The 13097-nt window shown below is 32.8% G+C and carries 7 protein-coding genes and 1 pseudogene; 3 read left to right on the top strand and 5 right to left on the bottom strand.

Annotated features, from left to right (window positions below):
* Nucleotides 1-245 precede the first annotated feature (245 nt).
* From licT to ACFWDE_RS27625, 4 genes are all read right to left on the bottom strand, one after another.
* On the bottom strand, nucleotides 246-1097 hold the full coding sequence (gene licT, locus ACFWDE_RS27640) for a BglG family transcription antiterminator LicT (RefSeq protein ID WP_063218359.1): 852 nt from the start codon (nucleotides 1095-1097) through the stop codon (nucleotides 246-248).
* 486 nt (nucleotides 1098-1583) lie between these two features.
* Nucleotides 1584-2999 carry a phosphatidylinositol-specific phospholipase C gene (locus ACFWDE_RS27635; protein ID WP_377896025.1) on the bottom strand — a complete coding sequence of 472 codons (1416 nt, stop codon included), beginning with the start codon at nucleotides 2997-2999 and terminating at the stop codon, nucleotides 1584-1586.
* 479 nt (nucleotides 3000-3478) lie between these two features.
* On the bottom strand, nucleotides 3479-4048 hold the full coding sequence (locus ACFWDE_RS27630) for a methyltransferase (RefSeq protein WP_215575518.1): 570 nt from the start codon (nucleotides 4046-4048) through the stop codon (nucleotides 3479-3481).
* Nucleotides 4049-5864: 1816 nt separating this feature from the next.
* Nucleotides 5865-7325 carry an alanine/glycine:cation symporter family protein gene (locus tag ACFWDE_RS27625; protein WP_097833021.1) on the bottom strand — a complete coding sequence of 487 codons (1461 nt, stop codon included), beginning with the start codon at nucleotides 7323-7325 and terminating at the stop codon, nucleotides 5865-5867.
* Between the two features lie 563 nt (nucleotides 7326-7888).
* Between ACFWDE_RS27625 and brnQ the strand changes: the two genes are divergently transcribed.
* The 3 genes from brnQ to glsA all read left to right on the top strand — a co-directional run bounded on the left by brnQ (nucleotide 7889) and on the right by glsA (nucleotide 12476).
* A complete protein-coding gene (gene brnQ, locus ACFWDE_RS27620; RefSeq protein WP_377896024.1) occupies nucleotides 7889-9214 on the top strand; it encodes a branched-chain amino acid transport system II carrier protein in 1326 nt (441 codons plus the stop codon).
* Nucleotides 9215-9845: 631 nt separating this feature from the next.
* Nucleotides 9846-11303 carry an alanine/glycine:cation symporter family protein gene (locus ACFWDE_RS27615; protein WP_377896023.1) on the top strand — a complete coding sequence of 486 codons (1458 nt, stop codon included), beginning with the start codon at nucleotides 9846-9848 and terminating at the stop codon, nucleotides 11301-11303.
* A 243-nt stretch (nucleotides 11304-11546) separates the two neighbouring features.
* Complete coding sequence (gene glsA, locus ACFWDE_RS27610; RefSeq protein ID WP_377896022.1) at nucleotides 11547-12476, top strand: glutaminase A; 930 nt, start codon at nucleotides 11547-11549, stop codon at nucleotides 12474-12476.
* A 164-nt stretch (nucleotides 12477-12640) separates the two neighbouring features.
* Here glsA and ACFWDE_RS27605 read toward each other — a convergent pair.
* Nucleotides 12641-13093: pseudogene (locus ACFWDE_RS27605) on the bottom strand (GNAT family N-acetyltransferase); the annotation flags it as partial.
* Nucleotides 13094-13097 lie beyond the last annotated feature (4 nt).

Genomic DNA, 13097 nt, shown 5'->3' with positions numbered 1-13097 from the left:
TATATATATCAAGATATCCTGAATTTCCTTAGAGATTTGTACTCAAAATCTTAATCCCTTGGACACAAAAAAAGGAAATTGGAGAAACAAAAGGTTTCTTCTAAGAGAATTTCTTAATTTTTGATTAGATAAGGATCAATGCTATAAAATGTAGCATCAGAAATATAAAAAACCTGAGTTGAAACTATGTATATACATAAGCTTCAACTCAGGTTTTGCCTGCCAAACAGTCACAATCCTGTAAATTAATCATTTTGATTTAATTTTCTTTGAGTAACACGATTTATATGAATAACAAAATAAGTAATCTCATTTTTTGTAAGTTTTTGATTGTAGTTAGATTTTAAAAGTGCCATTATCTTCTTTGCACAACCGTAAGCTTCCGGATAACTTTCCTTCACTTGTTGATATAATAAGCTATCTTCTTCTACTATTTGTTCATTACGAGAGAGACGATAAGCAAAATACCTTAAATGTGTAACAAAACGATTATAGTTCAGAGATTTTTCATCTAATTTGATTCCAAAATGGTAGTTTACAATTTTTAAAATTTCTCCTACTATTTTTGTTACCATAATGGTTTCTTCCATTACTATATTATCTTGTTGTGCATTAATTACATGTAAGGCAATGGAACCAGCTTCTTCTTCTGGTAGTTCAAATCCAGTATGTTCTTTAATTATTGTAAGAGCTGTTAAACTAACATTATACTCTTCTGGATAAAACTTTTTTATTTCCCAAAATAAAGGATTCCTAATAATTTGACCTTGTTGAAATCGATTAATTGCGAAGTTAATATGATCAGTTAAGGTAAGATAAATATTATCACTAATTGAGTTAGAAATTTGTTTCTTTATATATTCCACAATTTGGGTAGTAAGCTCGAAGTGTTCCGTAGGAATCTCATTAATTAATTGTAATAATTTATTCGATACTTGACTTTCCTTCTCTAGCACAAATACTTTATCCACTATGGATTCATCAATATATTCACCTACTTTTTTTTGAAAAGCAATTCCTTTACCCATGACAATCATTTCTGTTCCAGTTCGGTTTACCAAAGCAACATTATTATTAAAAACTTTTTTTATGAGCATATATCATCACCTTATTAGGTTTTTAGATATTGATTGCTCAGCAGCAGCTACATACTTTAGAGTATAAAAAAACCTAAATTAATTAGAATCCAGTATTTCAAAATCTGGTTTCACCATAATTTAGGTTTTGCCTGCCGAACAGTCACAATCCATTTGAAGTTTTATACCCTGATTATAGCCAACTATGTTAGCGTTTTCAATAAGTTTTTATAATTACATATTATTTCCTGTTTTTTTAACTGGTTTGACAGTACATGTTGACCATAAGGTTCGTAGCATAAATTGAATACGAATCATAGCTAGCAATACTCCACTATGCTTTGATTTGAACTACTCAACACTTCAAATAGTCCGTGAGGGTATTAAGTATTGACGCTCTTTTTTGTTATCATAAGAAAACGAACAGTTCTATTAGCATAGTCTGTTCGTTTAAAAAAGAGATAAGAATAGAGCCTTACCCTTATGAAGAAACTTTACACTAAAACCTTAATTTGTAATAGCGTATATTTTCACTGTAAATTTGTTAGTTGCGCCACTTGGGTTTGCAATATAGTATTTAGAATTTGTATATGCTTCAGTCCTAGATCCATTCGAAATGTTTCCCCAACGAACAGAATCCGTCCCCAGAGAAACATCAATCATAACATTGAAGGAAATAGTAGAAGCATTATCTTTTTCTGTAGGCTCGATAACCCATTTTAATCCCTTTGTTCCTGTGGGTAAATTATTAACGCTAAAGTTTTGACTTGATCGATTTTTTTGTCCAGATAATGGCTTCGATTCAGAAGAAATTTGGGAAATTAATATATCTTTTTCACTTGAGTCTATCCCATTTAATCTGATAATACTATCTATTAAACCTGGTCCAGGAAAATCAGCAGCAATAATACCAGAATGCTTAATCCCACCTTGCTGTATGAAATCAGTTCCAAGTGTATTCATTCCCCCATAAAATACTTGTCCATTTATGTCACGAGGGAAATCCCTCCATTCATTTGTTACATTTTTTTGAATCAGTTTTGGATTACTATTAGTATTTCTGCTCTCTTTTCCGCTTGCAACAAACCAAGGGTAACAATTATTCAATAATGCTGCTGCACCACCCGTGCCACTAAAATGGTTGAGATAGATCTTACCATTGTTAAAGTTATTATTTGCATTTAGAAGATGGGTTTTCACCGCATTCCATTTTTCATACATTCCGTCTGGTCCAGTGCCAACTTCAAACTTATCTTGGATATTCAAAGATTCATAATTAATACCATATTCTTGAGATGCCGAGAAATTTTGTAATATTACAATTTTCCCTCGAACATCTCCTAGCTTAGGATTATTTTTTTCTGAGGATGGTACAGAATTCGGATCCCAAAAATAGGAAGCATTACGGTCTTTATAATTTTTAAATATTTCCTCGAATGATAGCGAGCCACTTTCAGGATCAGTATCTTCCTTTAAACGCATTAAAATAGTTTCTTTAGGATTATCTCTTAGAAATTGAATTGTCTCTTTTAATACATCTTCAAACATTGCTTTTTGATTTACAATTCCATGGTGCATCGCAAAAGAATCTTTTACACGTTTAACACGCATGTCTACATAACGAATTCCTGCATTGAATTGTTGAGATAGGGTCATTGTTTGATTTCTTGTCAAATTTTCATCAATAAAACTTGCCCCATGTAAAGCCATTGAACCATGAGTCCCCGGGATAGATACTTCGCTTATTCTTTTTGTATCTTCTAGTTTTGACATCCATGTTGGATTTTGATAGCCTATATTGGATTCATAGGAATAACCTGGATGACTATCAGCAAATACTGTAGAAGTCGTACATAAACTTGCAAGTGTAAAACAAGTAAGGATTCCACTTTTTAAGATGTTTTTCATTTTTATTTTCTTCATTATATCTCTCCTAATTTTTAATAGATTAGTCTCATAAAATAAGGTACGTTTTTTTACAATATACATTGCTTCTTTTCCCAGAATAATGAGATTTTCTGCTTGAAAATATTTTTTGATAGCGGTCAGTTACTTGAAATTTTGAAGGGCCATAGCGGTTCATCCAACAACCATCAGATTCATACATATACAAATTTCATAGAGCTGAACCCTAGACATGTAAAGACACCATTCTTCATCATATTTCACGGATTTTAAAAAGAATCGAAGCCACTCATTTTTTAAACAAACAAAACAGAAGTCTTAAACAAGACTCCTATTTTGTGACATATAATGATAGACAAGATGGTTAACAAATTAAGAAAATACAACAGATGTGTTAATACTTGGTTTATATTTATATAAAAGTTTTTTATAACAAGGATGCTTACGAAAAATGGGCTTCTGCAAAACTAAACAATAACTTATTTCCCCTTCAATTTCTACTCATTAAAAGTTAAACTAACTACAGTGGCAATAGATTGTGCTGCTTGTTCCCAGCTTCCATCTATAACTTTTCCAAGCTGTTGACCAAGTGAGTTTAAATCGTTTGGATTAACTGGGATTCCATTATACGCAGCAAGAATTGATAAAAGCGGAGCCACAAATGGTGTAAAACCACCCCTATCAATATTAAATACAGGCTTATCTATCACCTTTCCATCTTGTACTGTAAACTCATAATAAAATTGATCATCTGGACGAAAACTTAAATGATGAGAAATTTGTCCCTTAACATATTTTTTACCGCCAGCTAAATTTACAACTTCAATTGGTTTTACATTAAATTCGTGCTCGAATACTTTGATTTTTTTGACTTCGGGACCATGTAAAGCAGCATTGACAGCTGTTTCCAAATTATTCTGTGCAAACGGTTGAATACTAATTTGTGACTCTTTTTGTTGAATAGGTGCTTCTTTTTCTGCAGCAAATACCGATGTAGTAGGTAATGCACCTGTAGCTAAAGTAGCTGCAAGCGCTGTTGTCATGATCATCTTACTCTTCATTTTCATAGTTTTCTTCCCCCTTTAAGTTATGATATATAACCTTTTAAATACTGACACCGTACATTGTATTTATCACAATATACACCAAAGATTATTATAAGAATACCGATAATTAATGTCAGAAAATTAAAATGAATTATATATGTATTTACAATAATATCTATCTACACATCTTTTCGCAATTTTCAGATAAATGATTAGATAATAGCCTTTTATAAGATAGTTTATCATCTTAAATCTTTATATATACTCTATAAACATAGTAAAATCATATTGCTAATACTATAATTGAAGCGAAAAATCATATTAAAGTTAATAAATTAACACAAATTTTCATATTCATTTTTAGGTTCTGTTGCAAACTTTCTTAACAGGTAAAAGATGAGAGGGTTTACAAATTGTGTATCTTAAATTCATAAGTTATTATCTAACTGGTGGTGCTCACCATCCAATGAAACCAGTAACTGCATCAAAAAGAAGTGCTCCTAGATTTATCTAGGAGCACTTCTTTTTGAAATACTCTTCTCTCTTTCAGGTCAATTTTTTTCATAAATTGAACCCCAATGATTTCACTATTTTGGTTAAGTTTCTTCCATAGAAAAATTAAATTTGATATGAAAGATTGGAATACCTTCGCATTATACTTATTTTTTCATTATAATATTCAAGGGAAGTAGGCAAAATGCAACATAATAATTCATCAGACGGAGAGAGAATAATATATGTACCCAAAATTCATTGACAAAATAGCACTTTCGAAAGCTCATAAAGATTTATTAATTAAACTGTATAATAAAGAAATTTCAAGAAGTGAGTATAATCGGTTGGTAGATAAGTTTTATCGGCCACAACAGAAAGAAACTATGAAGTAAGCGTTTATGTAAAAATAAGGAATCACATATAAAGTAAAGCTACATCAAGAACACTTCAAAACCTATATATCAAGTAACCATTATAAAATATACCTTTCAGGTACCATGCGGATCGACAGAATCAAAGCGTTGCCAGATGTACAAAAAATAATTATGAGCGGTGAAGAAATTCAAAATAATATCAACTTTTTCTGTTTTACCGCTTAGTATGATGTTATTAATTTTTAAAAAGAAGAAAACGATTACATTTTTTAACTATTCCACTAAAATATAACGATAATTTTAGTGCCCTATCACAAGCTGGATAAATAAAATCCCACCTGAAATGAAAAAATACGCTATCCTTTCTGTAGAATCATAGGAAAGGATGGCGTATTTTTGAGTGAATTTATACCCAGGTCTATTTACTTAATATGGTGGCCCTCATTGTAAAAACTAAAATAAATTACATTTTGCAGCAAAATCAATTCATAATAATTAATCAAGAGACGATTATACAAATAGCTGCTGATCCTTTCTATATAGACGTTTTCATCCCCCTTAAAAATAATGAATTAACTAAATTTCACCACAATTAAATGACATAATCACTCATTATCTTAGTAGACAAAAAAGCTAGTTTTGGGGGTACCTCAAAACACTACTATCAAGCTAGCCCCCAAAAAACTAATATTTTAGGCATATAAAAACACCATAAACCATCATTTATGATGTTATAGTAACTATCTTGGTTTAATCATAATAAAAAAGTAAAAGGAACTAGTATTATACTAGTTCCTTTTACTTAGAGACTCATATTAGGCAGGGTACCATAGAATATGAATCAATTAAACATGAAGAAAAAAGATACCAATCTTTTATAATTAAATACTAGCAAATATTTTCAGAAAAATCAGCATTTAATTGTTGGATATTTATTCCTTATTATATTATCTATTCACACTAAGATTTCATGAAGCGTTTTTTTCATTATCTTTTTTGTATTTAGTCTCCCAAAAATCAGCATTTTTAATGCCCAATCCTTGCGGATTAAATACAGGATCCTTGCCTTTTTTCTTTTGCCTTTCATAATCTTTTAAAGTTAAAAGTGCTGGTTTTTGTAGCAATAAAATAGCAACAATATTAATCCAAGCCATAATCCCAACACCAATATCACCCAAAATCCATGCAGTCGTAGAACTTTTTACACAGCTATAGAACACAGCTCCTAGAAAAATAAATCTTAATACAAATGACATCCACGGACGATCTTTATATCGGTTTAAATATTCAATATTTGTTTCGGCAATATAGTAATATGCCATAATGGTTGTAATAGCAAAAAATAGTAAGCTAATCGCAATAAAACTATTTCCGAAACCAGGGAATACTGATTCAACAGCTGCCTGTGTATATCCAGGGCCCGGTTGTGCCCCATTCAAATTATTCACAATAAACGATTTTCCGCTTACATCAAATACGTTATACATACCCGTAATAATCATCATAAACGCTGTTGCTGAACAAACAAATAATGTATCAATGTAAACGGAAAATGCCTGTACAAGACCTTGCTTAGCCGGATGTGACACTTCAGCTGCCGCAGCAGCATGTGGGCCAGTTCCTTGTCCAGCCTCATTTGAATAAATACCCCGTTTTACACCCCAAGAAATCGCTAACCCAATAATCCCTCCGAAAGTAGCTTCTAATGCAAATGCACTCTTTAAAATCAACATGAATGCTTCTGGTAATTTTTCAATATTCATAAACACAATTACGCAGGCAACCAGAATATATCCAACGGCCATAAACGGCACAATAACCTGTGCAACATTAACAATACGTTTAACCCCACCAAAAATAATAAGTGCCAATGCTATAACTAATATGACACCTGAAATAGATGTATTTATACCAAAAGCTGTTTCTAAACTAGAGACTATACTATTTGCTTGTACGCCTGGAAGCAGTATTCCTGTTGCTAGAATGGTTGCTATAGCAAAGAAAATTGCATACCATTTAATTCCCAATCCTTTTTCAATGTAATACGCTGGGCCACCGCGAAATTGACCTCGATGCTTAGTTTTGTATATTTGAGCCAGTGTCGATTCTACATAAGCTGAGCCTGAACCTAAGAAAGCTACAATCCACATCCAAAACACGGCTCCTGGTCCTCCAAAAGCAATCGCTGTTGCAACACCAGCGATATTACCCGTTCCAACACGTCCTGATAAAGAAAGAGCTAATGCTTGAAATGAAGAGACACCAGCTTCGGATTTTTCTCCTTGAAAAGTAAGCTTTATCATTTCGCGCACATGGCGTATCTGTAGAAATTTCGTGCGGGCTGAAAAATATAACCCCGTTCCTAGACATAAATAAACCAATGCAGGACTCCAAATAAGATTATTTAACCAATTTATGAAAGAATCCACGTATCTCACTCCTTTTATTTTTCTGAAAAACTGAATAGACAGATTTTAAAAACACATCTGTTTTTTGAAGCCATTTTAGGAGTTAATAGACATCCCATTGAACTTATGATTAAGATTATAAACAGGAGCGTAGTGCAAGAAATGCAATAAAATAAATTTCTAAAATTACTATTATTGATAAAAATCAGTTCATAAAACCCCTCCTTTTCGCGAAAAATGTCGATTTTTCTGCAATTCCTGTCCATAATAACATGATATTTGATAAAACACATTTATTTTTTCAAAAAATCAGATTATTAAGAAGAAGGCGATACGAAATACAAGATAAATATAACTTATACATTAAATTTCAATATAATAATGTTCAGTGTAAAGATATTTCTATAATTAGAGTAAGACAGCACTATGAATTTGAGTATTCATATCATTTTACTTAAAATAGTATTTTAAGTAAAACAAGGAATTTTTTTCATTTTTATTTTTCTGTATTTTCTAATTTCATATGTTATAATGAAAAAAACTTAAATTTCGACATTTTTCGTCAAATAAAAGGAGAGTGCTTTATGAAACAATCGTTAACTTTTAAAGAAACAATCCCTATTGGACTTATGTTATTTGCAATATTTTTCGGTGCGGGTAATATGATATTCCCTCCATTATTAGGATATTCATCTGGAACAAATATTTGGATATCAATTTCGGGATTTGTTGTGAGTAGTATTGGACTTCCATTATTAGCCATCGCTGCTATTTCCCTTTTTGGTGGAAATGTTAGTACCCTTGCTAGTAGGATTCACCCCGCCTGTGGTGTTATTATCCCTCTAATCATTTATTTAGCAATCGGCCCTTTTTTCGCCATTCCTCGTACAGGCACTGTTTCATATGAAATGGCAGTTGCCCCCTTTTTAAGTACCACCATGCAAAATCAATGGTATATATTACTTTTATATACATTTATATATTTTAGTATAACGTTTTATCTATCTTTAAATCCCTCTAAATTGGTAGATAGAATTGGAAAATATTTAACCCCGCTGTTACTAATCATGATTAGTATTATTATCGTTAAAGCAATTTCTTCACCAGTTGGATCTATTTCAACACCCTCTGATTCATATCAGGAAGCTCCTTTTTTCAAAGGATTTATTGAAGGATTTTTAACAATGGATGCCCTTGCTGCTCTCGTATTTGGAATTATTGTAATTAACGCTATAAAAGAAAAAGGTGTTACAAATAAAAAATCCATTGCTAAATCTACTATAGTAGCAGGGCTTATAGCCGCACTTGGATTATCTATCATATATATATCACTTGCTTATATTGGAGCTACTTCTCAAACATTTGGCACATTTGAAAACGGAAGTGTGTTATTAACAAATGTAGTACAACATTTATTTGGTCAATATGGTCTTTCCTTATTAGGAATTACAATGTTATTTGCATGTTTAACTACATCTGTAGGACTCGTTTCAGCATGTGGGAAATTTTTCACAACACTATTTCCAAAGATTTCTTATAACAAAATCATTTTAATTATTTGCTTATTTAGCTTTGGAGTATCAAACCTTGGTTTGTCTATGCTAATTAAACTTTCCCTACCTATCCTAATTGTTATCTATCCTGTAGCAATTGTGCTAATTATCCTCGCTTTTTTTGATCGGTTTATAAAAGATAAGCAGGCTGTCTATGTTGGATCAGTTTTAGGAGCATTACTGATTAGTATAGTACAAGGATTAGAAACAGCAGAACTTGCTAGTGACTCGTTGCTTACTTTCATGCAATACGTTCCTCTATACAATGAAGGAATGGGATGGATTTTAATAGCCTTACTTGGTAGTTTGATTGGTTTGATGATTTCAGGAAGAACTAAACAATGTTCTACTACCTAAAATCATTAAGGCAATTGTAATCATTGGAACAATGTAACTCTACAGGGGCGTCTGATTCGTGTACAAAAAGAAAATATATAAACGAAAATAGTATCGGGATTGAATTTTTCCTGGTAATAACATTATGGTAGCTTCTTTGAACTCCCCCCACTTAACACTCTTACGAGATGTTTGAAGTGGGGGATTCCTGCGAACATCGATATATCCACCAGTTATCTTAGCAGGCTCTTCCCGTAGTTCCTACGGTAAGAACTGAAGTGTCTTGTACGTTGACTCATCACGCTTCCTACTTTAGCTTGGTTTTCGCAACTTCGGCAAACGTGGGACGATGGAACGTTGAAGATTTTACGATTGCAACGATTTTTCTGCAACCAGCCTCATATCTTCAGTTTTCAAAGAGCAATCTGTACAAGTATATGGTAGCAAACGTTTTGACTTACGCCATCCGACATTTATCTCCCACCCACCTGCTGGTGCTATCACACCTTCACACAAATTGAGGAGGAAGTGTTCTGTCGGAAAAAGATAAAATAATCTTTGCACATCATGTTTCCGCTTATTTTCTTTGTCATACTGAATCCACGTCTTTTTAGATAAATATATATTCATTAGAATAAGGAGGAGTAAGCATATGGATTTTATTAAAGATGTAATCACTCCCATCCACAAATTCATTGGAATTACAAATGAATTTTTATGGGGTTACATCCTAATTGCTCTTTTAATTGGGGTTGGATGCTATTTTACAATTCAAACAAGGTTTGTACAATTTCGCTATGTTGGTGAAATGATTCGCTTACTTAGTGATGGTGCAAGTTCCTCAACCCGTAAAGCACAAAAAGAAAAAAATGGAGTTTCTTCTTTTCAAGCATTTTGCATGAGTACAGCTTCTCGCGTTGGTACAGGAAATCTAGCTGGTGTCGCCATTGCGATCTCCACCGGCGGACCCGGTGCAATATTTTGGATGTGGCTTATCGCAATAATTGGAGGAGCTTCTGCATTTGTTGAAAGTACACTTGCTCAAATATACAAAGTAAAAGATGGAAATAAATTTCGAGGCGGTCCAGCTTACTATATGGAAAAAGGATTAAATAAACGCTGGATGGGAGTTATTTTCTCAATTTTAATTACAGTTTGCTTTGGTCTTGTGTTTAATGCTGTTCAAGCGAATACGGTTACGCTAGCATTTGAAAACGCATTCAACCTAGAGCCTAAAATTGTCGGCTGTATACTAGTAGGTTTGATAGCACTAATCATTTTTGGAGGCGTAAAACGGATTGCTCGTGTCGCAGAAATGATTGTACCATTTATGGCGATTCTTTATGTTGGTGTTGCACTATTTGTGGTTATTACAAATATTACGCAAGTTCCTATTTTATTCAAAGAAATTTTGCTGCATGCTTTTGGTATTAAGGAAGTTGTAGGCGGAGGGCTTGGTGCTGCGATTCTTCTAGGAGTAAAGCGTGGTTTATTTTCAAATGAAGCTGGCATGGGAAGTGCGCCAAACGCAGCTGCGACTGCCAATGTTACACATCCTGTTAAACAAGGATTTATTCAAACGCTTGGTGTTTTTACGGATACACTAATAATTTGTAGTTGTACTGCATTTATGATCCTTCTATCCGATATGCACAATGCTACAGACCTGAATGGGATTCAATTAACACAAGAAGCATTAAAAACTCATATTGGACCATGGGCACCTACCTTTGTAGCAATAGCTATTTTTCTATTTGCCTTTAGTTCTCTCGTTGGGAACTATTATTATGGGGAAACAAACATTGAGTTCTTAAGTGGTAGTAAGACATTATTACTGATATATCGTATTTCGGTAATTGGTATGGTAATGCTAGGTTCTATAGCAACGGTTAAAATTGTGTGGGATATTGCAGATTTATTCATGGGGATTATGGCCATTTTCAACCTAATTGCAATCATCCTCCTTGGAAAATATGCTTTCTCCGCCCTCAAAGATTATATAAGGCAAAAGAAAGCCGGAAAAGATCCGATTTTCTATGCAACTAATATTCCTAATTTAAATAATACTGAATGCTGGAACAGCGAAAGCACCCAAGAAAAGATTGGATAACAAAAATCTTTTCTTAAATACAGAGGAGTCAATTTTTAGAATACCGAAGATGCACCTTTATTCAGGTCGTTTATTAAATACAGATTATATGAACACAACTAAAAAGTTGTGAAAATAGGAAATTATGAACTTGCACGTTTATAATATTTCAGACAATATCTATCCATTTCACCAAAAATTTTATTAACCTTCAGATGAATTAGAGAGAATACATTTAATAAAAAGGAAAAGGACGTTTTAGTTATGCACTGTATTCAAACAAATAACCTAGAACAATTACTAGAGCAAGTACAATCATATACAAAAAAAGGGAAACTGGCTACTTATATCCCAGAACTAAGAAATGCAAATCCAGATGATTTAGGGATTGCAATTTATCATAAAGAAACAGATTATATCCATGCTGGGAACTCCCAAACGCTTTTTACCCTTCAAAGTATTTCAAAAGTAATTACGCTTGCACTTGCACTTTTAGAGCGCGGCAAAGAGAATGTATTTTCTAAAGTTGGAATGGAGCCAACTGGTGACCCATTTAATTCTATTATTAAACTAGAAACAGCTAACCCTTCTAAACCACTCAATCCAATGATTAACGCAGGAGCATTAGCGATTACAAGTATACTAACAGGGAATAGTAATGACGAGAAGATGGAACGGATTCTTTCCTTTGTGCGTGATATTACGGACAATCCTACAATTAATTACTCTTCAAAAGTAGCCGGCTCTGAATTAGAAACAGCTTACTTAAATCGTTCTCTTTGCTACTATATGAAACAAAATGACATTATCAATGGCGATGTAGAGGCGTTAATGGACTTATACACACGTCAATGTGCAATTGAGGTAAACTGCATTGATTTAGCACGGATTGGTTTGATTTTTGCAATGGATGGATATGATCCATATAGAAAAAAACAAATCGTTCCGAAACATATAACAAAAATTTGTAAAACATTTATGGTCACATGCGGCATGTACAACGAATCTGGTGAATTTGCAATTCGTGTCGGAATTCCCGCCAAGAGTGGGGTTGCCGGTGGGATATTCGGCTGCGTAAAAGGAGAAATGGGAGTTGGTATTTTTGGACCCGCTCTAGATGCTAACGGAAATAGTATAGCTGGTTTTAAAATACTAGAACTACTTTCCGCACAAGAAGGCTGGAGTATGTTTTAACGAATGCCGCGAAAGAATTCTCCTTCTGTAGCTTTAGAATAAAGATTGATCAAATTAATACTATTAGCCTTGATAAACAAGCAAAAAGAAAGAGCGTGTTTTGAAAAAAGATTAATCAAAACACGCCCTTTAGTTAAACAAGAAAATATCCTAATAATATCGTTTGATTTAGTAGTCATAATAATTGAACGTGGATAGAATCCCAATTTCTGATAAAACGATACAGCTTCATTCCCGTACACTAATGTTAATTCAATTTCATATACTTGTTTTTCTTTAAACCATTCCATTGTACTATTCATTAATTTCAAACCCAATCCGTTTCTTCGATATTTTTCGTCAACAAATAGAACCTCGATCTTCCCGCTTACTTTTTTACTATATGCTATACAAAATCCTAATATATTATCTGTTTCCGACTCAATCAATAATTCTATTCTGTATTCTCCATACTTTGAATTTTTTTCATATTCTTTAATGCGTTCCTCAAATGTAATTCTTGGATAATCACCAGAAAAAAATTCCGATTTACTGTTATGGTATTCATGCAATTTATCTAATGGTTTTCTTATTATTTCTATTTCTTCGAGAGTTATCTGTTTATTAATAATTCTCATACCT

It is taken from the genome of Bacillus sp. NPDC060175 (genome assembly GCF_042728695.1).
Lineage (GTDB): Bacteria > Bacillota > Bacilli > Bacillales > Bacillaceae_G > Bacillus_A.
Note: the sequence above shows the minus strand (reverse complement) of the source record. Positions and strands in the feature narration are given on the sequence as shown.